At 73.9% G+C, this 26,981-nt stretch carries 30 protein-coding genes; 15 read left to right on the forward strand and 15 right to left on the reverse strand.

Annotated features, from left to right (window positions below; all coding sequences use genetic code 11):
- The first annotated feature begins 124 nt into the window (after positions 1-124).
- Positions 125-787, forward strand: a complete 663-nt coding sequence (locus tag ABZW14_RS02095; RefSeq protein WP_355338300.1) for a dienelactone hydrolase family protein — start codon at positions 125-127, stop codon at positions 785-787.
- Between the two features lie 32 nt (positions 788-819).
- Here the strand turns inward: ABZW14_RS02095 and ABZW14_RS02100 are convergent, their stop codons facing one another.
- Positions 820-1,923 (reverse strand): AI-2E family transporter, encoded by a 1,104-nt coding sequence (locus ABZW14_RS02100; protein WP_355338303.1) that lies wholly within the window; start codon positions 1,921-1,923, stop codon positions 820-822.
- 129 nt (positions 1,924-2,052) lie between these two features.
- On the opposite strand from ABZW14_RS02100, the gene ABZW14_RS02105 reads away from it, so the two are divergent.
- From ABZW14_RS02105 to ABZW14_RS02115, 3 genes are all read left to right on the forward strand, one after another.
- The gene (locus ABZW14_RS02105; RefSeq protein ID WP_355338306.1) at positions 2,053-2,235 is read left to right on the forward strand and encodes an antitoxin; all 183 of its coding nucleotides are present in this window, start codon (positions 2,053-2,055) and stop codon (positions 2,233-2,235) included.
- 183 nt (positions 2,236-2,418) lie between these two features.
- A complete protein-coding gene (locus ABZW14_RS02110) occupies positions 2,419-3,624 on the forward strand; it encodes a cytochrome P450 (RefSeq protein ID WP_355338309.1) in 1,206 nt (401 codons plus the stop codon).
- Positions 3,625-3,650: 26 nt separating this feature from the next.
- Positions 3,651-3,884, forward strand: coding sequence for a ferredoxin (locus ABZW14_RS02115; RefSeq protein WP_355338312.1), 234 nt, complete (start codon positions 3,651-3,653; stop codon positions 3,882-3,884).
- 3 nt (positions 3,885-3,887) lie between these two features.
- Here the strand turns inward: ABZW14_RS02115 and ABZW14_RS02120 are convergent, their stop codons facing one another.
- Positions 3,888-4,790, reverse strand: a complete 903-nt coding sequence (locus ABZW14_RS02120) for an SMP-30/gluconolactonase/LRE family protein (RefSeq protein ID WP_355338315.1) — start codon at positions 4,788-4,790, stop codon at positions 3,888-3,890.
- Between the two features lie 96 nt (positions 4,791-4,886).
- On the opposite strand from ABZW14_RS02120, the gene ABZW14_RS02125 reads away from it, so the two are divergent.
- A complete protein-coding gene (locus tag ABZW14_RS02125) occupies positions 4,887-5,342 on the forward strand; it encodes an Lrp/AsnC family transcriptional regulator (protein ID WP_355338318.1) in 456 nt (151 codons plus the stop codon).
- A gap of 54 nt (positions 5,343-5,396) precedes the next feature.
- Here the strand turns inward: ABZW14_RS02125 and ABZW14_RS02130 are convergent, their stop codons facing one another.
- Entirely contained in the window at positions 5,397-5,990 is a 594-nt protein-coding gene (locus ABZW14_RS02130) for a hemerythrin domain-containing protein (protein WP_355338320.1), read from the reverse strand.
- A 206-nt stretch (positions 5,991-6,196) separates the two neighbouring features.
- On the opposite strand from ABZW14_RS02130, the gene ABZW14_RS02135 reads away from it, so the two are divergent.
- A complete protein-coding gene (locus ABZW14_RS02135) occupies positions 6,197-7,459 on the forward strand; it encodes an alkaline phosphatase (protein WP_355338323.1) in 1,263 nt (420 codons plus the stop codon).
- A 52-nt stretch (positions 7,460-7,511) separates the two neighbouring features.
- Here the strand turns inward: ABZW14_RS02135 and ABZW14_RS02140 are convergent, their stop codons facing one another.
- The 9 genes from ABZW14_RS02140 to eccB all read right to left on the reverse strand — a co-directional run bounded on the left by ABZW14_RS02140 (position 7,512) and on the right by eccB (position 14,832).
- Entirely contained in the window at positions 7,512-8,186 is a 675-nt protein-coding gene (locus ABZW14_RS02140) for an HAD-IA family hydrolase (RefSeq protein WP_355338326.1), read from the reverse strand.
- Positions 8,187-8,272: 86 nt separating this feature from the next.
- On the reverse strand, positions 8,273-8,917 hold the full coding sequence (locus ABZW14_RS02145; RefSeq protein WP_355338329.1) for a C39 family peptidase: 645 nt from the start codon (positions 8,915-8,917) through the stop codon (positions 8,273-8,275).
- A gap of 269 nt (positions 8,918-9,186) precedes the next feature.
- Positions 9,187-9,609, reverse strand: coding sequence for a TIGR03618 family F420-dependent PPOX class oxidoreductase (locus tag ABZW14_RS02150; RefSeq protein ID WP_355338332.1), 423 nt, complete (start codon positions 9,607-9,609; stop codon positions 9,187-9,189).
- 49 nt (positions 9,610-9,658) lie between these two features.
- Positions 9,659-10,000 (reverse strand): YkvA family protein, encoded by a 342-nt coding sequence (locus ABZW14_RS02155; RefSeq protein WP_355338335.1) that lies wholly within the window; start codon positions 9,998-10,000, stop codon positions 9,659-9,661.
- 43 nt (positions 10,001-10,043) lie between these two features.
- Positions 10,044-10,880: a hypothetical protein gene (locus ABZW14_RS02160; RefSeq protein WP_355338338.1), complete on the reverse strand. Its 837-nt coding sequence runs from the start codon at positions 10,878-10,880 to the stop codon at positions 10,044-10,046.
- 132 nt (positions 10,881-11,012) lie between these two features.
- Positions 11,013-11,453 carry a hypothetical protein gene (locus tag ABZW14_RS02165; protein ID WP_355338341.1) on the reverse strand — a complete coding sequence of 147 codons (441 nt, stop codon included), beginning with the start codon at positions 11,451-11,453 and terminating at the stop codon, positions 11,013-11,015.
- Between the two features lie 163 nt (positions 11,454-11,616).
- Positions 11,617-12,885 carry a WXG100 family type VII secretion target gene (locus ABZW14_RS02170; protein WP_355338344.1) on the reverse strand — a complete coding sequence of 423 codons (1,269 nt, stop codon included), beginning with the start codon at positions 12,883-12,885 and terminating at the stop codon, positions 11,617-11,619.
- The gene (locus ABZW14_RS02175; RefSeq protein ID WP_355338347.1) at positions 12,878-13,249 is read right to left on the reverse strand and encodes a hypothetical protein; all 372 of its coding nucleotides are present in this window, start codon (positions 13,247-13,249) and stop codon (positions 12,878-12,880) included. The genes ABZW14_RS02170 and ABZW14_RS02175 overlap by 8 nt, the downstream gene beginning before the upstream one ends.
- Positions 13,250-13,365: 116 nt before the next feature.
- Positions 13,366-14,832, reverse strand: coding sequence for a type VII secretion protein EccB (gene eccB / locus ABZW14_RS02180; protein ID WP_355338350.1), 1,467 nt, complete (start codon positions 14,830-14,832; stop codon positions 13,366-13,368).
- Between the two features lie 161 nt (positions 14,833-14,993).
- Between eccB and ABZW14_RS02185 the strand changes: the two genes are divergently transcribed.
- Positions 14,994-16,166, forward strand: coding sequence for a type VII secretion protein EccE (locus ABZW14_RS02185; RefSeq protein WP_355338353.1), 1,173 nt, complete (start codon positions 14,994-14,996; stop codon positions 16,164-16,166).
- On the opposite strand, the gene eccD is transcribed toward ABZW14_RS02185, so the two are convergent.
- A complete protein-coding gene (gene eccD, locus ABZW14_RS02190) occupies positions 16,150-17,547 on the reverse strand; it encodes a type VII secretion integral membrane protein EccD (RefSeq protein WP_355338356.1) in 1,398 nt (465 codons plus the stop codon). The genes ABZW14_RS02185 and eccD overlap by 17 nt on opposite strands.
- Positions 17,548-17,718: 171 nt before the next feature.
- Here eccD and eccCa point away from each other — a divergent pair, with 171 nt between their 5' ends.
- From eccCa to ABZW14_RS02225, 7 genes are all read left to right on the forward strand, one after another.
- A complete protein-coding gene (gene eccCa / locus ABZW14_RS02195; protein ID WP_355338359.1) occupies positions 17,719-21,684 on the forward strand; it encodes a type VII secretion protein EccCa in 3,966 nt (1,321 codons plus the stop codon).
- A 68-nt stretch (positions 21,685-21,752) separates the two neighbouring features.
- Positions 21,753-22,166: a YbaB/EbfC family nucleoid-associated protein gene (locus tag ABZW14_RS02200; RefSeq protein ID WP_355338362.1), complete on the forward strand. Its 414-nt coding sequence runs from the start codon at positions 21,753-21,755 to the stop codon at positions 22,164-22,166.
- A gap of 16 nt (positions 22,167-22,182) precedes the next feature.
- Positions 22,183-22,476, forward strand: a complete 294-nt coding sequence (locus tag ABZW14_RS02205; RefSeq protein ID WP_355338365.1) for a hypothetical protein — start codon at positions 22,183-22,185, stop codon at positions 22,474-22,476.
- A gap of 31 nt (positions 22,477-22,507) precedes the next feature.
- Positions 22,508-23,233: a hypothetical protein gene (locus ABZW14_RS02210; protein WP_355338368.1), complete on the forward strand. Its 726-nt coding sequence runs from the start codon at positions 22,508-22,510 to the stop codon at positions 23,231-23,233.
- A gap of 17 nt (positions 23,234-23,250) precedes the next feature.
- The gene (locus ABZW14_RS02215) at positions 23,251-23,511 is read left to right on the forward strand and encodes a hypothetical protein (RefSeq protein ID WP_355338371.1); all 261 of its coding nucleotides are present in this window, start codon (positions 23,251-23,253) and stop codon (positions 23,509-23,511) included.
- A 204-nt stretch (positions 23,512-23,715) separates the two neighbouring features.
- Positions 23,716-24,024 (forward strand): WXG100 family type VII secretion target, encoded by a 309-nt coding sequence (locus ABZW14_RS02220; protein WP_091260910.1) that lies wholly within the window; start codon positions 23,716-23,718, stop codon positions 24,022-24,024.
- A gap of 28 nt (positions 24,025-24,052) precedes the next feature.
- Positions 24,053-24,331: a WXG100 family type VII secretion target gene (locus ABZW14_RS02225; RefSeq protein WP_091260908.1), complete on the forward strand. Its 279-nt coding sequence runs from the start codon at positions 24,053-24,055 to the stop codon at positions 24,329-24,331.
- Between the two features lie 103 nt (positions 24,332-24,434).
- Here ABZW14_RS02225 and mycP read toward each other — a convergent pair whose 3' ends face one another.
- Both mycP and ABZW14_RS02235 read right to left on the reverse strand, forming a co-directional pair.
- Entirely contained in the window at positions 24,435-25,673 is a 1,239-nt protein-coding gene (gene mycP, locus ABZW14_RS02230; protein WP_355338376.1) for a type VII secretion-associated serine protease mycosin, read from the reverse strand.
- A 56-nt stretch (positions 25,674-25,729) separates the two neighbouring features.
- Positions 25,730-26,071 carry a helix-turn-helix domain-containing protein gene (locus tag ABZW14_RS02235; protein ID WP_355338379.1) on the reverse strand — a complete coding sequence of 114 codons (342 nt, stop codon included), beginning with the start codon at positions 26,069-26,071 and terminating at the stop codon, positions 25,730-25,732.
- A 207-nt stretch (positions 26,072-26,278) separates the two neighbouring features.
- On the opposite strand from ABZW14_RS02235, the gene ABZW14_RS02240 reads away from it, so the two are divergent.
- A complete protein-coding gene (locus ABZW14_RS02240) occupies positions 26,279-26,947 on the forward strand; it encodes a carbonic anhydrase (protein ID WP_355338382.1) in 669 nt (222 codons plus the stop codon).
- Positions 26,948-26,981 lie beyond the last annotated feature (34 nt).

The following is a 26,981-nucleotide window of genomic DNA, read 5'->3' on the forward strand; positions in this document are numbered from 1 at the left end:
GCAACCCTCAGGCCCGGCCCCGAACCCGCTGATGATGAAGTCAGCGGTGCGAGCGAGCGCTTTCCCTGCCGTCAACTTCATGATCACCGCGCCGGTGGGTATGAGCGGGCGGGAGGTGTGAGGTATGGGGGACACGCGTGAGGTGAGCGTGCCGGTCGTGGACGGCGGGCTGGTCGCGGACGTGATCGTGCCGTCGGGGGCCGTGGGAGTGGTGTTGTTCGCGCACGGGAGCGGCAGTTCACGGCACAGCCCGCGCAACGTGGCGGTGGCACACGAGTTCAACGGGCGGGCGCTCGGCACCGTGCTGGTCGACCTGCTCACCCCGGAGGAGGACGAGCGGGACGCGGTGACCGCCGAGCTGCGCTTCGACATCGGGATGCTCGCCGAGCGGCTGGCCGCGATCGTGGACTGGATGGCCGCCGAACCGACCCTGGGCCGGCTGCCGATCGGGCTCTTCGGCGCCAGCACCGGCGCGGCCGCCGCCCTGGTCGCCGCGGCCGCCCGGCCCGAGCAGGTCGGCGCCGTGGTCTCGCGTGGCGGCCGGCCGGACCTGGCGGGCAGCTCGCTGTCGACGGTACGCGCGCCGACGCTGCTGCTCGTCGGCGGGCTCGACGAGCAGGTGATCGTGCTCAACGAGCAGGCCCGGTCGGAGCTGGGCGAGATCGCCGAGCTGCGGATCGTGCCCGGCGCCACCCACCTCTTCGAGGAACCGGGCACTCTGGAGCAGGTGGCCGACCAGGCCGGGACGTGGTTCACCACCCACCTGCGCGAGCCGCACCCGGCCTGACCGGGCCGGGCGGCTCAGCCGGGCCGGGCGGCTCAGCCGGGCTGGGCGGCGCGGTGGCGTTGCACGGTGTCCAGCACCCGCCAGGTGACCGCGGCGATGGGCACCGAGACGAACGCGCCCGCGATGCCGGCGACCAGCGTGCCGGCGGTGACCACCACCAGGATGACGGCCGGGTGGAGCTGCACCTGCCGCTTCATCACCAGCGGCTCCAGCAGGTTGCCCTCGATCTGCTGCACGGCGATCACCGCGGCGAGGGTGAGCAGGGCGGTTGTGGGGCCGTTGGCCGCCAGGGCGACCAGCACCGCGACGGCACCGGCCACGGTGGCCCCGATGATCGGCACGAAGCCGCCGAGGAAGGTGATCAGCGCGAGCGGCAGGGCCAGCGGGACGCGCAGCAGCACCAGGGCCAGCCCGATGCCGATCGCGTCGATCGCCGCGATGATCATCGTGCCCCGGCTGTACGCGCCCAGCGTCCGCCAGCCGGCCCGGCCCGCCTCGGCGGTGACGTTCCGGCGCGGCCCGGTCATCCGTCGCAGCACCCAGTGCCACATCGACCGACCGTCCTTGAGCAGGAAGAAGAGCAGCACCAGGCCGAGCAGGAGCGAGCCGGCCACCTCGGCGGCCGTACGGGCCCCGGCGACCGGGTCCGGGGCGCTGCCGCTCAGCCCCTCCCGGATCTGCTCGACCAGGCGGTCGAGCTGCTCGTCGGTGACCGGAAGGCTGGAGGTGACGAAGTCGCGGCTGCGTTGCAGGCCCTGGTCGAGTTGCTGGCTCAGCTCGCCGAACTGGCTGGCGGTCAGGTTCCACACCAGCGCACCGACGCCGACCAGGATGCCGAGCAGCAGCAGGATGGTGAGCAGGGCGGCCGGCGCCGGCGGCACCCGGAGCCGGCGTAGCCGCAGCAGCACCGGGTCGAGCAGTGCGGTGAGAAAGAGCGTGCCGGCCAGCGCCACAGCCAGCGGGGCCAGCAGCACCGCGATCTTCCCGAGCAGCCAGAGCGCGGCGACCACCACGACGAGGCAGGCGCCCCAGGTGACCGCCGTCCGTACCGGCCAGGGCAGCCCGGCCCACGCCTGCCGCGGGCCCGCCGCCCGGCTCGGTGCCGCCGGCTGCGGCGTCCCAGCGTCCTCGTCCACGTCGCCTCCTCGATCGTGGCCGTTGGTACCCGACGCACGGGAATCCGACACCCGGGCACCCATGGGACGCCGCGGGTTTGTGCCACCGGCGCCAGGGAAGGCATTCACCGTATCGAAGGGAGAACGGACATGAGCGACTTCATGGACAAGGCCAAGGACTTCGCCGACAAGCACGACAAGCAGGTCGACAAGGGGATCGAGAAGGGCGGCGACATGGCCGACAAGCGGACCCAGGGCAAGTACGACCAGCAGATCGACAAGGGTGTGGAGATGGCTCAGCAGCGGACCGGGCAGGGCGACACCGGTCGCTGACCGAGCGACGATCCCGGGCCGTCCCGCGGGATGGCCCGGGATCGTCGTCCCGGAGACCGGAACGACCCTCTGGTCTTCATCGAACACTCTCGCTACCATCCGCAGTCGGGGCATGACTCAGCGTCGAGTCGTGCGAGTCGACCCGCACCGCCCGCGGTGCCGTGGACGAGAGCGAGCCAGCCGGTGACCGACACTTCCCAGGCGACCATCCCGCAGCGCTACCCGTTCAACGCCCCTGTCCGGCTCGACCTGGACGCCCGCTACGCCGAGCTGCGTGAGCAGCCGCTGGTCCGGGTCCAACTGCCCTACGGCGAGCCGGCCTGGCTGGCCACCCGGCACGCCGACGTGAAGACGGTGCTCGGCGACCCCCGGTTCAGCCGGGCCGCGTCGGTCGGCCGCGACGAGCCGCGGAACACCCCCCGCCAGCAGGAGACCGGGATCCTCTCGATGGACCCGCCCGAGCACACCCGGCTCCGCCGGCTCGTGGCGAAGGCGTTCACCGCCCGCCGGGTCGAGGAGCTGCGGCCGCGGACCCGGGCGGTGGCCGACGAGCTGGTCGACGGCCTGCTCGCCGCCGGGCCGCCCGCCGACCTCGTGGCGCACCTGGCGACGCCGCTGCCGATCCGGGTGATCTGCGACCTGCTCGGCGTGCCGGTGTCCGATCAGGACCGGTTCCACACCTGGTCCGAGGCGATCGTCTCGACCACGTCGCTGGAACCGGAGCTGGCCCAGCAGTACGTCGACAACCTGCTCGCCTACATGGGCGGGCTGGTCGCCCAGCGCCGGGTCGAACCCACCGACGACCTGCTCAGCGCCATGGTGCGGGCGCGCGACGACAACGCCGACCGGCTCACCGAGGAGGAGATGGTCACCCTCGCCGCCGGGCTGCTCGCCGCCGGCCACGAGACCACCGTGACCCAGATCCCCAACATGGTGTACGTCCTGCTCACCACCCCCGGCGCCTGGGACGTCCTGCGCGACCGGCCGGAGCTGGTGCCGGGCGCCGTCGAGGAGCTGATGCGGTTCATCCCGCTCGGCGCCACGGCGGCCTTTCCCCGCTACGCCACTGAGGACGTCGAGCTGGGCGGGGTGCTGGTCCAGGCTGGCGAGCCGGTGGTGGTCAACATCGCGGCGGCCAACCGGGACGACACCGTCTTCGCCGACGCCGACCGGCTGGACCTGACCCGCCAGGTCAATCCGCACCTCGGCTTCGGGCACGGCGTGCACCACTGCGTCGGCGCGCAGCTGGCCCGGATGGAGCTGCGGGTGGTGCTGGAGACGCTGCTCGACCGGGCACCGGGGCTCCGGCTCGCCGTGCCGGTGGAGGAGCTGACATGGAAGAGCGGCCTGCTGGTGCGGGGGCTCGTGGCGATGCCGGTGGCCTGGTGAGCCCGGCCGGGGACGGGGGAGAACCCGTGAGCGGAGAGACCGAGTGGCGGCTGCACGTCGACCCGACCCGGTGCATCGGGTCGGGGATCTGCGCCGGGGTGGCGCCGCGGCACTTCGTGCTGGCCGACGGGCTGTCCCGGCCGGTGGCCGAGCGGATCGCCGCCGACGAGTCGGTGCTGGACGCGGCGGAGTCCTGCCCGGTGGAGGCGATCGTGGTCTCCGAGGTGGAGAGCCTCCGGCGGATCGCGCCGGAGGGCTGACCGTCACCAGCCCGGGTAGCGCGCCCCGTTGACGTTGACCCGCAGGCTGAACAGCGAGCTGGAGGCGCAGATGTAGAGCTGGTTGCGCTTCGGGCCGCCGAAGGTGAAGTTGGCGACCACCTCCGGCAGGTGCAGCTTGCCGAGCAGCGTGCCGTCCGGGTCGAAGCAGTGCAGCCCGTCGTGCGCGGCGACCCAGACCCGGCCGGCGTCGTCGAGGCGTACGCCGTCGAAGGAACCGGCGTCGCAGGTGGCGAAGACCTCGCCGCCGCGCAGCGTGCCGCCCTCGGTCACCGTGAACCGGCGCAGGTGCTTCGCCCGGGTGTCGACCACGTAGAGCAGGGACTCGTCGGGGCTGAACGCCAGCCCGTTCGGCTGCCCGAAGTCGTCGGCGACCCGGCGCACCTCGCCGTCGTGCGGGTCGACGCGGTAGACGTGGTTGCCGCCGATCTCGCTCTCGGCCCGGTGGCCCTCGTAGTCGCTGTCGATGCCGTAGCTCGGGTCGGTGAACCAGATCGAGCCGTCGGAGTGCTCGACCACGTCGTTGGGGCTGTTCAGCCGCTTGCCGCGCCAGCGGTCGGCGAGCACCGTGTCGGTCCCGTCGGCCTCGGTCCGGGTGACCCGTCGCGCGCCCTGCTCGCAGCTCACCAGCCGGCCCCGCCGGTCGACGGTGTGCCCGTTGGCGTAGCCGGCCGGCAACCGGAACACCCCGACCGCCCCGCTGGTCTCGTCCCAGCGCAGCAACCGGTCGTTGGGGATGTCGCTGAAGACGAGGTAGCGCCCGGCGGGGAACCAGGCCGGACCCTCCAGCCAGCGGCCCCCGGTCCAGAGGCACGCCGTCCACTCGTCACCGTTGATTCGGCGGAACCGCTCGTCCCGCAGCTCGAAACGCGTCCTGAACCGCTCCACGTCAACCGCCTCCACGCGTGACTGTTGTTCGGCAGGACGCTAACATGGCCGAACCAGAGTCGGCCGTGAGGCAGAACACCGAACGGAGATGTGGCCTTGGACGAAGTGGACCGGAAGCTGCTCGCGGCGCTGCAACACGACGCCACCCAGTCGTACGCGGCGCTGGCCGGTCAGGTCGAGCTCTCCACGGGGGCGGTCCACGAGCGGGTGCGCAAACTGCGCGAGCAGGGGGTGGTCCGGCGGACCACGGTGGACGTCGACCCCGCCGCGGTCGGCCGGGGCGTGCTGGCGTTCGTGCTCGTGGAGGCGAACGCCTGGATGGGCGACCGGCCCACGCGCGAGGCGCTCGCCGCGTTGCCCGAGGTGGAGGAGGCGCACGTCATCGCCGGCCCCGCCTCGCTGCTCGTGAAGATCCGGGTCGGCACGCCCGAGCAGCTCCAGGCCAGCCTGCGCCGGCTGTTCCAGGTGGAGGGCGTCACCGGCACGCAGACCGTGGTGGTGCTGGAGAGTTTCTTCGAGCGCCCGCTCGACCCGTACCCCCAGACCCCGTGACACAGGGCGGCGGCCACGCCCCCGAGCCGGGTGCGTGGCCGCCGAGGCCGGTGGTCAGTTCTTCTCGCGCAGCTCCCGCATCGAGGTCGGCCGGCCGCTCAGCGCGTCGCGCATCCGGTCGACCAGGCCGGCGCCCGGAGCGAGCAGCCGGTTCGCGGGCGGGTGGTCCGGCGCGGCGGGGTGCGGCCGGGTCGGCGCCGACTTCTTCGCCGCCTCGACCTTGGCGGCCAGCTCGACCAGCTCCTCCCGGGCGCAGGCCGCGCGCAGCCGGGGGAAGAGGTCGCTCTCCTCGTCCTGCACGTGGTGCCGGATGGTCGCCGTGAGGTGGGTCAGCAGCTCGTCGAAGCGCGGCTCGGAGGGGGCCAGCGACTCCAGCTCCTTCATGGTCCGCTCGGCGTCGGAGTGCTCGGCGATCTCGTGCTCGGCGAGCTGGTCACCGTCGGGGAGGGCCTTGCGCGCGGCCGGGTAGACATGGGCCTCCTCGGCCACGGAGTGCCGGACCAGCTCGGCGATCACCACGGCGGCGAGCTGCCGCCGGTGCTCCGGGGTGCCCTGCCGGCTCTCCAGCTCGACGAAGATCGCCTCGACCTCGCGGTGGTCGGTCATCAGGACGTCGACGACGTCCCGTTCCGTCTGTACGTCGGTCATCTTGGTAGCCCCTTACCGGTGGGTTGCGGAACGGCTTGTCTGGCCACTACCCCCGGCGCTTCGGCCGAACCGGCCGAATTTCCGTTGCCTCGGGCGACAAGAGTCCCGGCAACGGCCGCCCTCCGTTAATGTGGCGGCCAACTGCCCGGCCGGTGGCTGCGGTTGCGTGATGGCTGCCAAGCGTTCCATCCGCCAGGAGGAAACCCGTGACTTTCCGTTCCCGCCGCTGGCTGCTCGCCCCCGTCGTCGCCGGGGCAGTGGCCGCCGCCGGACTGAGCCTGGCCAACCCGATCACCGCCGCCGACGCCGGCGCGGCGAAGGGCAAGGCCCGCAACGTCATCTTCATCAACGGCGACGGCATGGCCGCCGCCCAGCGCGAGGCGGCCCGCCTCTACCTGGCCGGCCTCGACGGCCAGCTCACCATGGACAAGCTGCCCTACTCCGGCCAGCTCACCACCAGCCCGCACGACCCGAAGAGCCCGATCACCGACTCGGCCGCGGCGGCGACCGCCTGGGCCACCGGCGAGAAGACCTACAACGGGGCGATCAGCGTCGACGTGGACGGCAACCCGCTGCCCACCCTCGGTGCCGCGGCCAAGGCGGCCGGCAAGTCCACCGGTCTGGTCACCACCGCACAGGTCACCGACGCCAGCCCCGCGGCCTTCTTCGCCAACACCGCCGACCGCGGCAAGCAGGACGAGATCGCCCGGCAGTACCTGGAGGTCACCCGGCCGGACGTGATCCTGGGCGGCGGCGAGGACTGGTGGCTGCCGGCCGGCAAGGCCGGCGCGTACCCGGACCAGCCGGCCGAGGACCCGTCCGAGGCCAGCAAGGGCACCAAGGGCGACCTGATCGCCGAGGCGCAGGCCAAGGGCTACCGGTACGTCTCCACGGCCGCCGAGCTCCAGGCCGCCGATGGCGGCAAGCTCCTCGGCCTCTTCGGCAACGAGGAGCTGTTCCAGCAGCGGCCCGAGGGTGAGGGCGACGTCTACGCCCCGCCGGCCAGCCTGGCCACGATGACCGAGAAGGCGCTCTCCACCCTGTCGACGAACAAGAAGGGCTTCTTCCTCCTGGTCGAGGAGGAGGGCGTCGACGAGTTCGCCCACGAGAACAACGGCACCCGGATGCTCCAGGCCCTCGGAGAGCTGGAGAAGGCCGTCGCGGTGGCCCGCAACTACGCGGCCACCCACCCGGACACCCTGGTCGTGGTGACCGGCGACCACGAGTGCGGCGGCCTGACCGTCGAGGACACCGGCACCTCCGACGAGTCCGGTGACGGCATCTCGGCCGAGGACGGCCCCTTCCCGATCAAGGGCAGCAGCCAGAGCTTCAACCTGGACTGGACGACCAGCGGCCACACCGGCGCCGACGTGCCGGTGACCGCGTACGGGCCGCTGGCCGACCAGTTCACCGGCAAGCACCCGAACACCCACGTGCACGACGTGCTGGCCCAGATCCTCACCCGCTGACCGCAGGCTCCCCGGCGCCCTCCCGTCCCCGTGGCGGGAGGGCGCCGCCGCGTCAGCGCCCGTGGGCCGGCTCACGGAGCAGGACGGGCAGCTCGCCGAGGGCGGTCAACGCCCGGCCGGCCCAGCTCGGGTCGGTGTCGTTGTGCTCGGTGGTCCGGACCACCGTCATGCCGACCGCCGCCGCACCGGCCAGCTCGCCGTCCGCGCCGTCGCCCACGAACACGCACGCGCCCGGCGCGGCGCCGAGGCGTTCGGCCGCCAGCCGGTAGATCGCCGGGTCGGGCTTGGCCAGGCCCACGTCGCTGGAGAAGACCGCGACGTCGAACCGGCGGGCCAGGTCGGTCGACGGCCACGCCTCGGCGGTCTCCGCGGTGGCGTTGCTGACCAGCCCGATCGGGTGGCCGTCGGCGCGCAGGGCGTCCAGCACGGCCAGGGTCGACGGCCGGACGTGGCCCAGCAGCCGCCGGGCCAGCTCGCGGCGGTGCGCGGCTGCCCGGGCCACCTGCTCCTCGGTGGGCGCGCCACCGAGCCGCCGGGCCAGGATGCGTACGGTCTCCGCGGCGTCCCAGCCGGTCATCCGGTCGCGCCAGGTGGCGTGGTACGCCTCGACCAGCGCGGCCGGCTCCACCCCCACCATCAGCGCCATCTCACCGACCACCCGGTCCCGCTCGGGGTCCCCACCGGGCACCAGGGTGTGGAACAGGTCGAAGATCACCGGTCGCGGCACGGTCAGGACTCTAGCGGGACCGGCGACCGGGCGGACGCCGAAAGGGCCGGCCTCCCCGCTCGGGGAGACCGGCCCTGTGCGATCGGTCAGGAGCTGTAACCGCGGCCGGCGATCCAGTTGGCCAGCTCGGTCACGTCCATCCAGTACGTCGGCTCGTTCGGGCTGGCCGGGTCGGCGATCAGCACCGTGTTGCCGTCGTCCTTGTACTCCACCACGGTCAGGTAGTGACCGGGGTAGCTGTGCTCGACGCCGTCGATGTCCAGCGCGCCGCCCAGGATGTTGGCGACGACCGGCCGGCCCTGGTCCACGGCCGCCCGGACGTCCGCCCGCAGCCGCTCGACCTGCTCCTTGGTGGCCACGTCGTCCCGGATCTCGGTGGTCTTGTACTTGCCACCGGTGTACTCGTTGAGCACCCGGGTGACGTCGATGGCCGAGTCCGTGCCGTTCTCGGTGGTGCCCAGCTTGGCGGCCAGCTCGTCCTGGCTGACCTCCTTGCCCTCGGCCGACAGGGCGATGCGGGTCGACGCCGGGCCGCAGTAGAAGTAGTTCGGCTGCGCCTCGTACTCGTAACCGGCGCTGCGCTCGCCCTTGCCCTTGACGGCGGTCGACAGGGCCTTCGGACCGGCCTGCGCCGGCGCGGCGTGCGCCGCCACGGCCGGGCCGGCGACGACGCCGCCGGACACGCACAGGCCGGCGACGGACAGCATGCTCTTACGGAAGATCGAGTTCATGTCGAAGCTCCATTCGGGGGTTGACGGCTCCGGGGTGCGGAGACGTGGCACCGGGAGTGGCGCTCGGCGTGCTCTCGGGGGATCTCGCTGCGCGCCGACGGCGCGGCCCCGCTCGCTCACCGGGGTGGCGGGCCTGCCGCCCGCACGCTCGTATCGCTCGTACGGGAGGTGCAACGGACCGCTACGGGCCGCGATTTCCGCAGGTGGTGGCCGTCACGGTTTAACCGGACATCCGGCGCGGACGGGCTCTCGCCGCCGTGACGCCCGGGTCAGGCGGTGCCGGTGGGAAGGCTGCCGAGGAGGCGGGTCACGGCGATCTCGATGACCACGCGCTGCGGATTCGGACGCGGGGTGCGGTAACGGGCGGCGTACCGCCGCTCGGCCTCGGCCACCGAGGCCGCGTCGCGGCGCACCACCGCCCGGCCCTCCACGGTCAGCCACCAGCGGCCGTCGAGCTGGCAGACCGCCACGGGCGTGCCCGCCGGGCCGGCCGCGGCGACGTGCCGGGCCTTGGCCGAGGTGCCCGAGGTGATCACGCGGGCCAGGCCGGCCTCCACGTCGAAGGTGACCCCCACGGGTACGACGTGCGGGGTGCCGTCCGCGCGCAGGGTGGTCAGCGTGCCGAGGTGCCGGTCCCGGAAGAACCGGGCGACCCGCTCGTCGTGGGGGTCCAGCCGGTGGTCGCCCGCCATGTGCCGTCCTCGGTGCCCTGGTGCGGGCCGACCGCCGGCCCCGCGCCGATCATGACACGGGGCGGCGCAGCCGGCCCGGCCCCGGCGGGGAGTCCGACCGGTCGGGCAGCCCGCGCTGGGCGGCCCGGTGCTTGGCGGCCAGCCGGCTCAGGTAGATCAGTGCACCGGCCAGCACGCCCATGTCGTCCAGGTAGATCGGGTCGGGGAGCAGGTCCACCGGCAGGATGGTGTAGATCAGCGCGCCGTAGAAGGCGACCTTGCCGCCGACCCCGAGCGCGCCCAGCATGCGGCGGGTGCGAACCACCCGGACGGCGAGCAGCACCGCCCCGACCAGCGTCGCCAGCGCGGCGACGGCGGCGAGCACGACCAGTACCCAGGCTTCACGGGACACGAAGTCACGCTAACCGAGCCGGGCCAGCTCCGCCCGGAGCCGGTCAGTACGCCGGCACGGCCGCCCGTCCCCTGGCCACCGGGGTCAGCTCGCGGGTGGTGTCGGCGGCCCGGGTGGGTGAGGGCAGCTCGCGGGTGACCTCCGGCCCGGTCAGGTCCGCGATGGACAGCGAGGACCGCGGCTCGGTCGCCGGGCTCGTCGCCACGTACGCCTCGTCGCGCAGGCTCCGCGCGGCGGCGGCGGCCAGCTCGGCGGCCCGCCACGCGACCTGCTCCCGCTCCCGGGCGGCCTGCTGCCGGGCCCGCAGGTTGTCGCGGACCAGCCGGCGCAGCAGCAGCTCCTGCTCGACCGGGTGCCGGCGCGGGTCCCAGCCCCGGTGGCCGAGGATGTCGCTGAGCTGCTCCACGGTGATCTCCTTGCGCCACTGGGCGTCCAGCGCCGCCCGGTGCAGCCACCGCTCCCGGTCCACGTACTCGGCGGGGGTCCGGGCGGTCCGCGGCAGGGGCAGCGCCGCAGCGGTGGCCAGCCGGCGGACGTCCTCCTCCGCCGCCTCGTACGCCTGCCACGCCTCCTCGACCTCCTCCTGGGCGGCCAGCCACTCGGCCCGGCGCCGCTCGGCGGTCGCCGCCGCCCGGGAGGCGGCCACCGCCACCTCCTGCGCGTACCGGGACTGTTCCCGGGCGCGCTCGCGGGCCTGCTCGGCCAGCTCGATGCTGCTCGGCCGGGCGGCCTCGCTGATCCGGTCGCCGAACACCGAGCGGAACCGGTCCGGGCGGACGATCAGGGCGGCGACCACGACGGTCGCCACGGCGAGCAGGGCCAGCCAGATCACGGCGGCCCGGGGAACGTCGGGCAGGACGGTGGAGAAGACGGTCTGCATCACCAGCACCTCGTGGTGGAACGGTCGGAGTCAACGGTCGGGGCCCGGTCGACGGGCGGGTCGCGGCGGCACGCGAACGGGATGCGCGGCGGGCGGGGTGCGGCTGGCGCCGGGGCGTTGCCGGGCGGCGCGTCAGGCGCGCGGCGGACCGCGGCGGGCGATGGCGGCCCGGCCGGGGTCGCCGGCGGCCACGACGGCCGGACCCCCGACGGGTGCGGCGACGTCGGCGACGGCCTGGTGCGACGGACCGGCCGGGGCCGGCGCGGCGAGCGGATGCCGGACGGGCGAGTCGACGGCGAGCCGGAGGCCGGACGCCTCCGTGGCCGGCCGGCCGGCCGGGGTCACGTCGACGGGGACGGCGGCCTGAGCGTCGACCCGGAGGACGGTGGCCTGAGCGTCGACCCGGAGGACGGCGGCCGGGCGGGCCGGCGTGGTCGCGGCGAGATGGTCGGGGGCCGGCGTGGCGGCCGGGCCGCTGACGCCGGCGATGAGCGCCAGGGCGGTCACGGCCGTGCGGGCGATCCGGCGCAGCGTCGCCGTCCAGAGGGACGAGGCGAACGCTACTGGCAGCACCGCTTCAACCTATCGGTCAGATCCGACTCATGCAGCTCGACGATCTTTCCGAGGGACGTGACCCGTCCCACGATTCGCTGTGGACGGACCCCTCCCGGGCCTTTCGCCCGACACGAAACGGCGCGGCGCCCCGGTGGGACGCCGCGCCGTCATGAGCCTGCGGTCAGTTGCCGCCGAGCACCGGCGGCGGGGCCGCCTCGCCGTCGGTCCAGACCATCTCGTCCTCGGTCAGCCAGGTGAGCCGGCCCTCGGCGTCGTCATCCTGGTCGCCGCGCGCGCCCAGCACGCCGTTGCGGCCGGCCATCGCGGGCCGCCCGGTGGCCCCGCCCTTGCCGGTGGAGCGGCTCTCCGTCTCGATCGTCACGCCGCGCCCGGAGGCGAGGCGGCCGGTGCCGGCGGCCGACCGGCTCTCCGCGCCGAGCCCGCCGACCCGGCCGGAGGTCGCCGAGCCGCCGCTCGACCCGGCCAGCGACCCGGTGCCACCCAGCACGCCGGGCATGCCGTAGAGCGAGCCGCCACCACCGGTCGGCACGGCCGGGCTGGTGCCACCGAGCCCGGGGCCCGCCGCCAGGCCGGTGGTCGGGCCGGTCATGGGCGGGGCGGCACCGGCGAGCGAGGTGCCGGTCGGCTCGACCGTGCCGCCCGAACCGATGGTGCCCGGGGTGCCCGCGCCGGGTTGGCCGCCCGTCGTGTCACCGCCGCCTGTCGTGCCGCCGCCGGGGGTGCCGCTGCCCGGGGCGGTGTGGTGCACGCCCGAGGTGGTCGCGGTGCCGTTCGCCGCGGGACCGAAGCTGCCGACGCCCGGCCCGGCCGACGGCGTGCCGACCGAGGGGCCGCTCTTCAGCGACGGGCCGGTCCGGTCGCCGTCGTCCGGGAGCCCGGAATCCGGCGGCTCCGGCACGACGATGCGGCCGTAGGCCGAGAAGTCGTAGCCCTCGGCCAGCTTGGCGACGACCTGCACCATCCGCTGGTGCGCCTTCTCCTGCTCGGCCTTGTCCTGCTCGTGGCCGACGATGCCGCCGACCACCGCGCCCGGCAGGCCGCCGACCAGGAAGCCCTTGCCGGCGCCGGAGAGCAGCTTGTCGTTGTCGTCGGTCTCCTCGGGGCTCTCCGCCTTCGCCTGGGCCGTGCGCAGCTCGCTGGCCATCATGTCGAGCCCCTGCCGGATGCCCGTCATGCCCTCGGACAGGTTGGCGGAGTAGTCGGCGACCAGGTTGAGCCGGCGGTGGAACTCGCGGGCGGCGTCGCCCGACCAGGTCTTCAGCAGCGCGTCCAGGTCGGCGGTCAGGTCACGGCCGAGGTCGTCGAGGGTGCCCTTCATCGACGTCCACTGGGCGCTGATCCCGTCGATCTGCTTCGGGTCGCCGGCGTTGACGCCCTGGTAGAGCTCCTTGTGGCTGACGTGCTCGTAGCGCTGGGTGTATTCAGACACGCGGATCCTCTCCCTTCGGCTTCATCGCCTCGGTCAGCCCGGAGAGAGCGGCGACGATGTCGGCCGCGGCGGCCGCGTTGCGTGCCTCGGCGGTCTTGTAGTTGGTCATGATGGTCTTGGTGGCCTTCTGGGCGGCCACGATCGCCCGCCGCAACCGGTCGACGTGGTTGACGTAGCTCTGGTGCGTCTCGGAGTAGCGACGGGAGTTGTCGGTGGCGTCGGTGAACGTGCCGAGTGCCGGCGGCCGGCACTGCATCTCGGTGTTGAGCTTCTTCAACACCGACTCCGCCTCGCTCAGCCGGCGCTCGAGCCGCTGGTGGAAGTCCTCCAAGGACAGTACGTCTACTGTCGTGCGCCCGGTCATGGCTGCATCCCCGTAGTCATCGTCGAGAACCGTTGGCCACGTTCAGGTTAGTCGACACGGGCCAGCCGGGGCGACCCGTCACCGCACCGATCCACATCGGACCCGCACCGTCGTGGTCAGCCGCCCTGCGCGGGGGCCCCGTCGTCGCCCGGCCCGGGCGTCGCGTCGCCACTCGGCGCCGCACCCGGATCGAAGTGGTTCATGGCGGCCTCGCGCTCCAGGGTCGGCCCGGTCGGCACCAGCGCCAGCAGGGACGCGGGCACCGCCAGCGGGGTCACGTCGCCGTAACCGAGGGCGCTCTTCGCGTCGCCCGAGGCGGTGCCCAGCGGGAACCGGACGCCCTGCGCGGTGATCAGGTAGACCGTCGAGCCGGCCGCCGCCTTGCCGCTCTCCCCGGCGGTGGTCTGCACCAGCACGCCCTTGCCGCCGGGCAGCAGCACGCTCTCGGCGGTCCGGACCGCGTCGCGGCCGGTCTGCCGTGCGGGCACGCCGGTCGCCGCGGTCAGCTCGGCCGGCGGCTGGTCGAAGACCTCCAGGGTGGTCGTCGGCTGGCCGGCCGGCCCCGAGCGGTACGTGGCGCAGAGCACCGTCCGCCCGGCGCGCACCTCGTGCAGGGTCGGCAGCCGGTCCGGCAGGCCCTCGGCCTCCAGCCGCTGGTCGGTGAGGAGTTGGCCGGCCTGGTCCGGCGTGATGTCGGTGACCTGGCCGCCGCCGCCGAGCAACAGCAGCGCGGTGACCTCCCGGATCGCCACCAGGCCCTGCTTGGCCAGCACGTAGTACTGGCCGGCGGCCCGGTAGACCTGCCCGACCCGGGCCGGGCGGTCGCCCACGGTCAGCCCGCTGGCGTCGCCCTCGCCGTCGATCGTCGGCTTGCGCAGGGCCGGACCGACCGGCACCGCGTTGAGCAGCTGCTGCCCGACCGTCAGCGTGGCCGCCCCGGCCATCTTCAAGGCCACCAGCGCCTGCTCGTCGCCGACCACCCGCAGCCGCGCGCCGCCGGTGAGCAGGTAGCGCGCGTCGTTCACCTTGACCAGGACCGCGCGGTCGGTGAGTGGGATGCCGCCGGGCAGCGGCCGGTCGATGACCAGGCGGGTCGTGGAACGCTGCGGGTCGTTCGCGTCGGGCACGTCGCACACCGACCACGGGAGGCCGACCAGCGACTTCTTGTCCGGCACGTCGTCCGGGGCGCCCACGATGCCGACCGCCCGGCCCCGCGGCCGGTCCTTGATCGAGGCCTGCGACACGGTGCGGACCGGCGTGGAGGCGTCGTTGAGGATGAGCCGCGCCGAGGCGTAGTTGAGCGTCGGGTGCAGCAGCTTGTCGTCGGTGAAGACGTAAGTGGCACCCGTCTCGCGCTCGATCACCAGCGTGTTCGGCTCCAGCGGGGCGGAGTTGTTGGTGAGCTGCCCGTACGCCCCCGCGCCGCCGAGCACGACGGCGGCCGCGATGACGCTGCCGAACACGGCCATGCCGAGACGCCGCATCGGCAGGTCGTTGGTCTCCGGGTCGCCGGAGAGCAGCGCCGAGACGATCCGGCGGGTGACGAAGCGGTACGCCTGCACCTGATCGCGGCGGGTCCGCATGACTAACCTCCGGCAGGGGTGGGTCCGCGGCGATCAGGTCGGAACGCCGCCGCGGGCTTCCCTACGATAAGGGGCCGTCGACGGTTGACCGGGACCCCGCCCGCCCCCGGCGACGCACCGCACCGGCGGATGCCCAGGATGTCCAGAAGGGACGCTCAGCGATGACCCAGGTCCAGGCGCCACCCGGTCGTACGGCCACCGCCCCCGCCGTGCCGGCGGACCGGCCGGTCACCCCTGCCGACCGGCGCCGCCGCGGCCGGCTCGGCCCGGTGGTCGTCGGCCAGCTCGTCGTGCTGGAGTGCGCCGCGCTCGCCGTCTGGTTCGCCACCGGCGGCCCCGCCTGGCTGCTCGCCGTCGTCGCCGTGCTGGCGCTGCTGGCCGTGGTGGCCGCCTTCGCCCGCCGCGGCGGCCGCTGGTGGTACGAGGACCTGATGCTCCGCCGCCGCCTGCGCCGCCGCCGGAACGCGGCCCGCGGCGCGGCGCCGGCCGGCGACCCCCGGCTGGCCGCGCTGGCCCCGGAGCTGTCCGTCGTCGAGCTGACCGAGCGCGGCACCCGGCTCGGCATCGGCCAGGACGACCGGGGCTGGTTCGCCGCCGTCGCGCTGACCGGCCGGCCCGGCGCGCCCGCGGGGTCGATCGAGGCCGCCGTGGTGGACCGCGCGCTCGCGGTGCTCGCCGACTTCACCGGCCCGGTCACCCAGACCCAGGTCGTCTCGCACACGCTGGTCTGGTACCCGGCCCCGGGCGCGCCCCCGGCGGCGCACCGCACGGTCTGGGTGGCGCTGCGCCTGTCGGTCGCCGACGCCCGCGCCGAGACGGTGAGCCGGGGCGGCGGCATGCGCGGTGTGCACCGCACGGTCGCGGCCGGCGTCGGCCGGCTCGGCAAGGCGCTCAACGCCGCGGGCCTCGGCCACCGGGTGCTGGGCCGGGACGAGTTGCACGCGGCGGTCGTCTCCGGCGCCGGGCTCGACCTGGCCCCGGAGGCGCCGGTGGAGACCTGGAGCAGCCTGCGCGGCGGCGGCTGGACCCAGCGCTGCCTGGCCCTGCGGGTCCGCGCCAGCGGCTCGCTGGGCGCCCTGGTCGACGCGGTGACCGGCACCTCCGCGCCGTCGCACACGGTCGCGGCGGTGGTGCTTCCCGGCGGCCGCCAGCTCCCGCCGCTGCTGCGGGTGGCCGCCATGGACGGCCACGCCGAGGCGCTGGTGAAGGTGGTCCGGGACATGGCCCGCCGGGCCGGGGTGCCGGCCCGCCCCCTGGACGGCCAGCACGGTCCCGGCGTCTACGCCACGGCGCCGGTGGGCACCGCCATGGGCACGGTCACGGCCGAAGGTTGACGATCCAGCCGTAGAGGCCGCAGACCCAGACGGCCAGCGGCACCAGGGCGACGATCAGCAGGATCTCGATGATGTCCAGCGTGCGGCCCCAGACCGGCGAGATCCGCTTGCCCGCCACGGACAGCCCGTAGATCAGGCTGATCACGGCGACCACCAGCAGGCCGCCCAGGATCAGCCCGAGCCGGACCGGGAGCGGGTTGGCGCCGAAGGTGGCCGCGGCGGCCAGCCCGAGGCCGAGGGTGCCGGCCAGCAGCACCGGGGTGCGCTGGCCGCGGCCCAGGAACGGGCGGGCCCGCAGCAGCGCCAGCAGGGCCAGCACGAGGCAGAGCAGCACCGCCGGCAGCCGGCCGTTGTCGGCGAGCACCATCTCGCCGCCGAGCACCAGCACCGAGACCGTCCAGAGCAGGCCGGTGAGGAACGCGTCGGCCCGCTCGCTGTTGCGCAGCACCTGCGGGCCGTCCACCGATTCGGTGTCGCTCTTCAGGTCGTCCGGGCCGGTCGGGATCGACGGCACCGGCAGCCGGGCCAGCCGGTAGGAGATCATCGGCAGCGCCGGCAGGGCGCCGAAGGCCACCGTCGCCACCACCGCGGCGGCGGCCGCCGCCCCGATGCCGAAGGCCAGGCAGAGCGCCGCGCCGAAACCGACCGCCACGCCCACCCCGACCGCGCCGAGGAACAGCGGCAGCCGCTCGCCGACGGCCAGGGCGGCGACCGCGCCGAAGAGCACCACCGCCGTCGCGGCGAGCAGCACGTGCGGACTGGCCAGCTCGGTGAGCCGCCGGTCACCGGCGAGGACCAGGAGGCCGCCGATCGCGGCGTAGCCCAGGCCGCCCATCGCGAGCATGGCGCCGGTACGGCTGTCGCCGGCCGCCCGGGACAGCACCGCGGCGCTGACCAGCAGCGCGACCGCGACGACCAGGGCGGCGAGCGCGCCGGGCAGCTGCGGTGGCCCGGCGAACAGGGTGGCCGCCGCACCGGCCGCCAGCGCCGCACCGGCGAGGAGCACCGAGAACGCCCGGGTGGTGCCTACCTGCCAGGCGCCGGCCCGCTGGTTGGTCGCCGAGGCGACCGCGTCCACCACGTCGTCGAAGACGATCTCGGGCGCGGCGGCGGCCCGCGGGTTGAAGTAGAGCACCTCGCCGTCGCGGACGCCGAGCTGCGCGGCGGTCCGGCCGCCGTCGAGCGGCTGCCCGCCCAGCCGGGACAGGCTCCAGCCGCCGTGCCGCACGCCCTCGTCCGCGAGATCCTCGCCGGCGTAGCGCAGCAGCGTCGGCAGCAGGTCGGCCAGCGGCACGTCGGACGGCAGCGCCAGATCCATCCTGGTCCGCGGCGCCACGATGGTGATCCGGCTCAGTCCGCCGGTCGCCGTCTTCGTCGCCACTGTGGCCTCCTCGTGCTCGCCTACGATCCACCTCGGCCGCCCGCGCCGCCCCCGTGGGTCCACGGCGCCTCCGGGAGATTACCTACGATGGCGGTCGCACAGGTTGCCCACCCGACGACTCGGGTGCGTCGGCCGACGACGAGCAGGGCCGCTTCTGGGGAGGAGACAGCCGTGAGCACGGTGGTGTTCCGCCGGCTTCCGCGTCAACCGGGGCCCGCGCTGCCGCGCGGGGAGGTGCTGCTGGAGTCCCCGCCCGAGCTGCCGGAGCCGCAGGCCAAGGGCATGGGTCAGGTGCTGATGATCCTGCCGATGCTCTGCGGCGTCGGCGCCATGGCCTTCCTCTACGCCGGTCGCGGCGGCGGCATGATGACGTACGTGGCCGGTGGCCTGTTCGGCGTGTCGATGCTGGGCATGGCGGTCGGCACGCTCGGCAACGGCGGCAACGACAAGGCCGAGCTGAACGCCCAGCGGCGCGACTACATGCGTTACCTGGCCCAGATGCGCAAGCGCACCCGGCGGGCCGCCGAGCAGCAGCGCTCCGCGATGACCTGGCGGCACCCCGAGCCCGACGCGCTCTGGTCGGTCGCCGCCTCCCGCCGCCTGTGGGAGCGGCGGATCACCGAGGACGACTTCGGCGAGGCCCGGATCGCGCTCGGCCCGCAGCGGCTGGCCGTGGAGATCGTGCCGCCGGAGACCAAGCCGGTGGAGGACCTGGAGCCGATGAGCGCGATCGCGCTGCGCCGGTTCGTCCGGGCTCACTCCAGCGTGCCGGACCTGCCCACCGCGCTGTCGCTGCGCGCCTTCAGCCGGATCGCGCTGCGCGGCGACCGGGAGCCGGTGCTCGACCTGGCCCGGGCCGCGCTGGGCCAGCTGGTCACCTTCCACGCGCCGGACGACCTCCTGGTGGCCGTGGTGGCCGCCCCCGACCGGCAGCCGGTGTGGGACTGGGTGAAGTGGCTGCCGCACGCCCAGCACCCGGGGCGTACGGACGCGGCGGGCGCCCGCCGGATGGTCTTCGCCAGCCTTGCCGAGGCGGAGGCGGCGCTCGCCAACGAGTTGGGCGGCCGCCCCCGGTTCGCGCCGGAGGCGAAGCCGCTCACCACGGCACCGCACCTCGTGGTGGTGCTCGACGGCGGCGAGGTCTCGTCGACCTGCGCGCTGATGGGGCCGGGCCTGCTCGGCGCCACGGTGCTCGACCTGTCCGGCACGGTGCCCCGCGACGCCGGCCGCTGGCTGCTCTGCCTGGACGCCGGCGACGGCAGCGGGCTGGACCTGGTGCGTGGCACGGCCACGTCCCGGTTGGGCCGGCCGGACCGGCTCAGCATGGCGGCGGCCGAGGGGCTGGCCCGACAGATCGCTCCCTACCGGCTCTCGCAGCAGCAGGGCGCCAGCACCGAGGAGCCGCTGGCTCGCAGCATGGAGCTGCCGGACCTGCTCGGTGTCGGTGACGCGGCGACAGTGGACACCCAGCAGACCTGGCGGCCGCGCAGCCACCGGGACCGGCTGCGCATCCCGCTCGGCGTCGGGCCGGACGGCAACGTGGTCGAGCTGGACTTCAAGGAGTCCGCGCACGAGGGCATGGGCCCGCACGGCCTGGTCATCGGCGCGACCGGTTCCGGCAAGAGCGAGCTCCTGCGCACGGTGGTCGCGGCGCTGGCCGTGACGCACTCGTCCGAGGAGCTCAACTTCGTCCTGGTCGACTTCAAGGGTGGCGCCACCTTCGCCTCGCTGGACGCGCTGCCGCACACCAGCGCGGTCATCACCAACCTGTCGGACGAGCTGCCGCTGGTCGACCGTATGCGGGACGCCCTGGCGGGTGAGATGAACCGCCGGCAGGAGGTGCTGCGGGCGGCCGGCAACTACGTCTCGCGCTACGACTACGAGAAGGCCCGGGCCGCGGGCGAGCCGCTGGAGCCGATGCCCAGCCTGCTCATCATCTGCGACGAGTTCTCCGAGCTGCTCGCCGCGAAGCCCGACTTCATCGACCTCTTCGTGATGATCGGCCGGCTCGGCCGGTCGCTCGGCGTCCACCTGCTGCTGGCCTCGCAGCGGTTGGAGGAGGGGAAGCTCCGGGGACTGGACACCCACCTGTCGTACCGGATCGGTCTGCGGACCTTCTCGGCGGTGGAGAGCCGCATCGTGCTGGGCGTGCCGGACGCGTACGAGCTGCCGAGCGCGCCGGGCCACGGCTACCTGAAGACCGACACCACCACGATGCTGCGGTTCCGGGCCGCCTACGTGTCCGGCCCGTACCGGGCGCCGGGACAGGTGCAGCGGTCCACCCGGGCGCAGGTGCAGCGCCGGATCGTCCCCTACGGCATCGACTACGTGCCGGCGCCGGCCCTGCCGAGCCCGGCCGAGGCGGCGCCCGAGCCGGAGCAGACCGGCGACGGCAAGGCCGTGGCGATGCTGGACGTGCTGATCGACCGCCTCCAGGGGCAGGGCCGACCGGCGCACCAGGTCTGGCTGCCGCCGCTGGCCGAGCCGTCGGGCCTGGCCGAGCTGCTGCCGCCGCTGAGCGTGCACCCGACGTTCGGTCTGACCACCGCCAACTGGCCGGGGCGGGGCCGGCTCACGGTGCCGGTCGGCATCGTGGACCGCCCGTACGAGCAGCGCCGCGACCCGATGATGGTGGACCTGTCGGGTGCCGGCGGCAACGTGGTGATCGTCGGCGCCTCGCTGAGCGGCAAGAGCACCATGCTGCGCACGATGCTGGCCTCGCTGGCGCTCACCCACACCCCGCGCGAGGTGCAGTTCTTCTGCCTCGACTTCGGTGGTGGCGCGCTGCGCAGCCTGGACGGGCTGCCGCACACCTCCGGGGTGGCCGGGCGGCGCGACGTCGAGGCGGTCCGCCGGACCGTGGCCGAGGTGGTCGCCGTCATCGACGAGCGGGAGAACCGGTTCACCCAGCACGGCATCGACTCGGTGGCGAGCTACCGCCGGCGCCGGGCGGCCGGAGAGTTCGCCGACGACCCGTTCGGCGACGTCTTCCTCGTGATCGACGGTTGGAACACGCTGCGCCAGGAGTACGAGGAGCTGGAGCAGACCATCACCAACCTGGCCAACCGCGGGCTCGGTTTCGGCGTACACGTGGTGATCACCGCCGTGCGGTGGGCGGAGATCCGGATCAACATGCGGGACCTGCTCGGCACCAAGCTGGAGCTGCGGCTCGGCGACCCGGCGGAGTCGGAGATCGACCGGCGGGCCGCGCAGAACGTGCCGGTGGGCACGCCCGGTCGCGGCCTGACCCGCGACAAGCTGCATTTCCTCACCGGCATCTCGCGGATCGACGGCAAGCGCGACATCGAGGACCTGACCGAGGCGTCGGTCGCTCTGGCCGGGCACGTCGCGGCCAACTGGCCGGGCCGCCCGGCGCCCAAGGTACGGCTGCTGCCGCGCAAGCTGGCCGTCACCGAGCTGGCGAAGGTCATCGACCGGTCGGCGCCGGGCATCCCGATCGGCGTCAACGAGTCGGCGCTCGCCCCGGTCTACCTGGACCTGACCAGCGAGCCGCACCTGACGGTGTTCGGCGACGCGGAGTGCGGCAAGACCAACCTGCTGCGCCTGATCGCCCGGGGCATCGCCGAGCGGTACACCCCGGCCCAGGCCCGGCTGGTCATCGCCGACTACCGGCGTGGCCTGCTGGGTGCGGTGGAGGGTGACCACCTGCTCGACTACGCGCCGTCCAACCAGGTCTTCAGCCAGGGCCTCGGTTCGATCCGCAGCGCCCTGCAGAACCGGCTGCCCGGGCCGGATGTGACCACCGCCCAGCTGCGCGACCGGAGCTGGTGGAAGGGTCCGGAGCTCTACATCCTGGTGGACGACTACGACCTGGTCGCGTCCGGCGGCAACAACCCGCTCAGCGCGCTGCACGAGTTGCTGCCGCAGGCGCGGGACATCGGCCTGCACCTGATCATCACCCGCCGGGTGGGTGGTGTGGCCCGTGCCCTCTACGAGCCGGTGCTGCAACGCCTGCGCGAGCTGGACTCGCCGGGCCTGCTGATGTCCGGCAGCCGTGAGGAGGGCGCGGTGTTCGGCAACCTGCGGCCGAGCCCGCAACCGCCGGGCCGGGGCACCCTGGTCCGCCGCCGGGACGGGCAGCAGCTCATCCAGACCGCCTGGACGGAGCCCGCCTGACGGGGCGGACGTCGCATGATCGGGTCCGGTAGCGTCGGCCCGACCGTCAAGCCGAGGAGAGGACAGTCGTGAGCACCTCGTGGGGTAACGGCAGCGCCGCCGTGGAGAGCCTGCTGCGCCAGGCGCAGGAGCAGCAGCGCCGGCTGGCCGAGTTCCAGCAGCAGCGCGCCGAGCTGCGGGTGACGGGGGAGAGCCCGGACGGCCTGGTCCGGGTGACGGTCGACGGGGACATGAAGGTCGGCGGCATCGACCTCAACGCGCGGGCGATGCGGCTGGACAGCTACACGCTGGCGGAGTCGCTCCAAGCCGCGATCGACGCGGCGTACGCGGCCTTCGCCGAGCGGCAGCAGGAGCTGATGACCGACATGCTCGGCGGCTCGGACCTGGTCCGCCGGGCGCAGGCGGGCAACCTCACCCCGGAGGACTGGTTCCGGCAGTTCGGGGTGGACCTGACCGACCCGACCCGCGGCCTGCGCCGCTGACCAGGGAGGAGACGCCGTGGCGAACAAGGTCGACGTCGACGCGATCCGCAAGGCGAGCACCAAGCTCGACGCTCCGGACGGCCCGATCCAGTACCTGCGCAACGTGCAGACGCTGCTGGAGAGTGTGAAGCTGCCGGACGGCGCGTTGACCCTCTTCGGCGGCGCGACCGTGCAGGCGCACAACGCCTCCGTGGACGGTCATCTGAACAACGTCAAGACGGGCATCGAGCACCTGCACAAGGCGGCCCAGCAGCTGGAGCAGACCGCCAAGAACTGGGAGAAGTCCGACCAGCCCTGGGTCGTCAAGTGACCGGCCGGGCGCGCGACGGGGGGAACAGCTGATGTCGGAGATCCTGATCGCCAACGCGGCCGGCACGGTGACCGGCACGCACACGGTCGCCGCCGCGACGGCCCCGGTGCGCGGCCTGCTGCCGGCGGCGCGGGCCAACTGGATGTGGCTGGTCTTCGCCGGGGCGCTCGGTGCCGCGATCGCCTATCTGGAGACGTTCGACAACGACGAGGTCAACAAGTCCATCAAGGAGTGGGGCGACGCGGCGCGGCTGCTCGGCGGCGACCAGTTCGGCGCGGCGCTGGAGCAGGTCCCTCCGTCGGACACCGAATGGGACTTCGACGACCGCGACGCGTTCGACCTCTTCCTCCGCAAGCTCGGCGCCGAGATCAACTCGCTGGCCGAGGCGTTCAACGCCAACAAGGACACGCTGACCTCCGCCCGGGACGCCTTCAACGACGCGGTGAATGCGCTGGTCGACGCGCTCATCCCGATCCTCATCGCGGTGATCGCGTCGGTGGCACTCCAGGCGTTCCCGCCGACCGCGCCCATCGCCGAGGCGATCGGCGTGGCCGGGATGGTGGCGAGCGCGGCGATCCTGGCACTGGTCTTCGGGGACATCAGCGCGGTGTTCTCGGCCGTCATGGCCGGCTTCCAGGGCAACGACCGGTTCGCCTTCGTCTCGGACTCCCGGCCCGGCTGGGCGCCGACCGGCCAGGACCCGGACATCAAGGACATCAAGATCGACTGGGTGCAGGACTCCAAGTTCTACCAGTGACGGGAGGGGGTCCCGAGATGACCTTGGTGCTCTTCGTGTACTTCCTGGTGACCGTGCCGGTCTTCCTCGGGCTGGCGCTGGTCGCCCAGTTGTCCCGGGCCGGGTGGGCCAAGCGGGCCGCCGAAGTGGTGTTGCTCACCGGGGTCGCCGCGCTGATCCCGGTGGTGCTCGACCGGGCGCTCGACCGTCCGGTGCTCTGGCTGTTCGTGGCGCTGCTGGCGGTGGTGCTGGTCTTCGGCGCGGTGATGCACGTCCGGTCCTACCGGCGTCCGTCCTGACCCCTCGCTGGCGCCGCCGACCGTCCACGTCGTACGGTCTGATCGCCGGACGGCGTTGTGCGCCATGGGGATGCAGGGCTGCGCGGATTGGACGTCGTCCGCTACGGTTCGGTTGAAGTGTCCGTCGGTGGGGTGCGTACGCCTTGCCGCGGGGGAGGGGCGCGGCGGATCCGCCGCCACAGAGATGACGGAAGGGTGTGAAGCATGGCGTTCGAGGTCAGTGCAGCGACTCTGCACACCGCCGCGAGTGACGTGCGGTCCACGCGCAGCGACGTCGACGGTGAGCTGAAGAAGCTCTGGAACGTGGTCGACGACCTGGCCATCGCCTGGAAGGGCGGGGCGTCCACGGGTTTCCAGAACCTGATGCAGCGCTGGAACGAGGACACGAACAAGCTGCTGACGGCGATGGACAACATCGCCGACCTGCTTGACAAGTCGGGCACGACGCACCAGGTCAACGACGAAGAGCAGCAGCAGATGCTGGACAAGTTCCACTCTGCTCTCAACCCGTGATCCGCAGAGACAGGCAGAGGAGGAACCGATGAGCATCAAGGTTGACTACGCCGTCCTCGAGAGCAGCAACCAGCAGATGCAGACCATCTCGCGGACCATCGACGAGAAGCTGGACACGCTGCGCTCGATGCTGACGAAGCTCGAGTGGGAGGGCCAGGACCGCGTCGCCTACCAGCAGCACCAGGCTCAGTGGGACGCCGCCGTGCGGGACATCAACAAGGTCCTGAACGACATCGGCCACGCGGTCGGCATCGCCCGCGAGAACTACATGACCACCGAGATGAGCAACTCCAAGGTCTGGGGCTGACCCGACCGATCCGCTGCGGCTCCGCTCCGGCTCACGCCGGGGTCGGGGCCGTAGTGCTTTTCCGGGCCGGGTCCGGCACCGGCCCGGACCGGCGCCGGGCCGCTCAGGCGTCCTGCGGCGTGGTGCGTCGCCCGGGGCGCCAGCCGCGCCGGCGGCCCCGCACCAGGATCGGCCGCAGCGCCAGCAGGGCCCCGGCCAGCACCGCGCCGATCACGGCCGCCCAGATCGCCACGGTGCGCTGCCAGGCCAGCGGGTCGGTGTGCGGCGCGGGCGCCGGCATCGCGCCCAGCGGCGGGTCGCTGCGGGTGCCCAGCAGGCTGGTCACCGCCCGGTACGGATTGACCACCCCGTAGCCGACCAGCGGGTTGTGCCCGTCGGGCGGGCTGTCGGCGGTCCGGGTGAGCCGGAACGCCACGTCCTTCGGGGTGATGTCCGGGTGCGCGGACCGCACCAGCGCGGCGACCCCGGAGACGTACCCGGTGGCGAAGCTGGTGCCGCCCTGCGGCTCGGCCAGGTAGCCGGAGCCCTGCGGGGCCGGGCCCATGATGTTCAGCCCCGGCGCGGCGATGTCCACATAGTCGCCGGTGACCGAACTGCCGACGTGGCCGCCGCTCTCGTCCACACCGGCGACCGCGATGACCCCCGGGTACGAGGCCGGGAACGCCGGCTGGTCCTGCTGGTTCTCCTGCCGGTTGCCGGCGGCGGCCACCAGGATCACGCCCTTGCCGAGGGCGTAGTCGACGGCCGCCTTCAACGCCGGGTCGTCGAGGGTGACGAGGGAGAGGTTGACGATGTCGGCGCCGTGGTCGACCGCCCACCGGATGGCCTTGCCGATCTCGGCCGGGATGGACTCGTCGAAGGCCTTCTGGTTGTCGGCCAGCACCCGCACCGGCAGGATCTTGGCCTCCGGCGCGATCCCGGTGTAGGGCGTGCCGGTGCCCTCCTTCCCGGCGATGATGCCCGCGATGAGGGTGCCGTGGCCGACCAGGTCGCACTGACCGTGGAACTTGGCGAGCTGGTTGAAGTCCTCCCCGGCGAGCACCCGGCCGCGCAGCAGCGGGTGGGTGGGGGAGACGCCGGAGTCGATGACCGCGACGGTGATGCCCTTGCCCTTGGTGACCCGCCAGGCCGCGGCCGGGTCGAGCCGGGTCAGCGCCCAGGGGGCGTCGGTGGGCGCGGGGCCGCCCGGCGGGCCGCACTTCGGGGCCGCCACGGCGGGCGCGGGCACCGCCAGCACGCCGCCGAGCAGGGCGGCGACCGCCGCTCCGGAGAGGACGGATCGGATCCGGTGTCCGGTCCGGACGCGCTCGGTCGTCCCGTCCGGCCGCAAGCTGTCGCGCACGCGCTGAGATTACCGTCGCCGCGCCGTCCACGGTGACGGGCGTACGCGAGGAGCGGTCAGCTCTCGGCCGCCGGCTCCGGGAGCGGCTCGGCGGTGAAGAGGGCGAGCAGGGCGCCCACCTGCTGGTCGGCCTCGGCCGGGTGCCGGAAGTGCCCGCTCGGGTTGACCGTGTACTCGTTGCGCCGCCCCACCCGGGTGCGGCGCAGGTAGCCACCGGCTTCCAGGTCGGCGACGATCGCCTGGGCGGCCCGCTCGGTGACCCCCACCTCGTCGGCCACGTCCCGGAGCCGGGCGGTGGGGTTGCGGGCGATGGCCAGGAGCACGTGCCCGTGGTTGGTGAGGAACGTCCAGTTCCGGCCGCCGCCTCTCGCACCCGGTGTCGTCGCCATGGTGGTCATCGTATGGCCCTCTCGCGTATCCTCCGGTCCTGCCCTCGATCGCCGGGTGCCGCCGGAGCCCCGCGTCAAGGGCGCCGCAACGTATGAAATCCGTATCACGTAAATCTTGACGTACCTTGGACTGCGTGTGACCGTGGGTGCCGAGGCCGCCTCCGCCGCCGGCCGGGCTGACCAGGGCTTTCATGCGCGAGGACGAGGTGAGGACCAGTGCCGCCGATCACTCCCGAACAGGCGCTCGCGGAGCTCTACGCCGGTAACCGCCGGTTCGTCACCGGCGCCCCGCACCATCCGAATCAGGACGCCGGACACCGGGCGGCCGTCGCCGACGGCCAGCACCCGTTCGCGGTGCTCGTGGGCTGCTCCGACTCCCGGCTCGCCGCCGAGATCATCTTCGACCGGGGGCTCGGTGACCTCTTCGTCGTCCGCACCGCCGGCCACACCGCGGGCCCGGAGGTGCTGGGCAGCGTCGAATACGCGGTGACCGTGCTGGGCACCCCTCTCGTGGTGGTGCTCGGCCACGACTCGTGCGGCGCGGTCCAGGCCGCCCGTGAGGCGGTCCGCACCGGCACGTCGCCGTCCGGGCACCTCGGCGCGGTGGTGGACGCCGTCGCGCCGAGCCTGCTCCGGGCCGCCCGGGAGGGCGTCGAGGACCTCGACGGGATCGTCGACATCCACATCGCGCAGACCGTGGAGGCGCTGCTGGCCCGGTCCTCCGTGCTCGCCGGCGAGGTGGCGGCGGGGCGGTGCACGGTGGTCGGCCTGTCGTACCGGCTCAGCGCGGGCGAGGTGCGCACGGTGGCCGAGGCCCCGGCCGGTTCGCCGGCCACCCCGGTGCCCGCCCCGGCCGCACCCGCCGACCCGGCGCTGGCCGGCTGACCCACCCGAGAACGCCGAAGGGCCGGCCCGCGTC

Origin of the sequence: Micromonospora sp. NPDC004551, assembly GCF_040609975.1 — a bacterium.
Lineage (GTDB): Bacteria > Actinomycetota > Actinomycetes > Mycobacteriales > Micromonosporaceae > Micromonospora.

What these genes read in the sequence shown, in the direction of transcription:
- ABZW14_RS02150 (WP_355338332.1), bottom strand. Translation starts at nt 9,609, where the DNA reads ATGGCGGGCGACCACCGGCTGGACCCCCACGACGAGCGGGTCGCCCGG.
- ABZW14_RS02095 (WP_355338300.1), top strand. Translation starts at nt 125, where the DNA reads ATGGGGGACACGCGTGAGGTGAGCGTGCCGGTCGTGGACGGCGGGCTG.
- ABZW14_RS02160 (WP_355338338.1), bottom strand. Translation starts at nt 10,880, where the DNA reads ATGCAGACCGTCTTCTCCACCGTCCTGCCCGACGTTCCCCGGGCCGCC.
- ABZW14_RS02220 (WP_091260910.1), top strand. Translation starts at nt 23,716, where the DNA reads ATGGCGTTCGAGGTCAGTGCAGCGACTCTGCACACCGCCGCGAGTGAC.
- ABZW14_RS02185 (WP_355338353.1), top strand. Translation starts at nt 14,994, where the DNA reads ATGACCCAGGTCCAGGCGCCACCCGGTCGTACGGCCACCGCCCCCGCC.
- ABZW14_RS02105 (WP_355338306.1), top strand. Translation starts at nt 2,053, where the DNA reads ATGAGCGACTTCATGGACAAGGCCAAGGACTTCGCCGACAAGCACGAC.
- ABZW14_RS02210 (WP_355338368.1), top strand. Translation starts at nt 22,508, where the DNA reads ATGTCGGAGATCCTGATCGCCAACGCGGCCGGCACGGTGACCGGCACG.
- ABZW14_RS02145 (WP_355338329.1), bottom strand. Translation starts at nt 8,917, where the DNA reads ATGAACTCGATCTTCCGTAAGAGCATGCTGTCCGTCGCCGGCCTGTGC.
- ABZW14_RS02175 (WP_355338347.1), bottom strand. Translation starts at nt 13,249, where the DNA reads ATGACCGGGCGCACGACAGTAGACGTACTGTCCTTGGAGGACTTCCAC.
- ABZW14_RS02130 (WP_355338320.1), bottom strand. Translation starts at nt 5,990, where the DNA reads ATGACCGACGTACAGACGGAACGGGACGTCGTCGACGTCCTGATGACC.
- ABZW14_RS02215 (WP_355338371.1), top strand. Translation starts at nt 23,251, where the DNA reads ATGACCTTGGTGCTCTTCGTGTACTTCCTGGTGACCGTGCCGGTCTTC.
- eccB (WP_355338350.1), bottom strand. Translation starts at nt 14,832, where the DNA reads ATGCGGACCCGCCGCGATCAGGTGCAGGCGTACCGCTTCGTCACCCGC.
- ABZW14_RS02225 (WP_091260908.1), top strand. Translation starts at nt 24,053, where the DNA reads ATGAGCATCAAGGTTGACTACGCCGTCCTCGAGAGCAGCAACCAGCAG.
- ABZW14_RS02235 (WP_355338379.1), bottom strand. Translation starts at nt 26,071, where the DNA reads ATGACCACCATGGCGACGACACCGGGTGCGAGAGGCGGCGGCCGGAAC.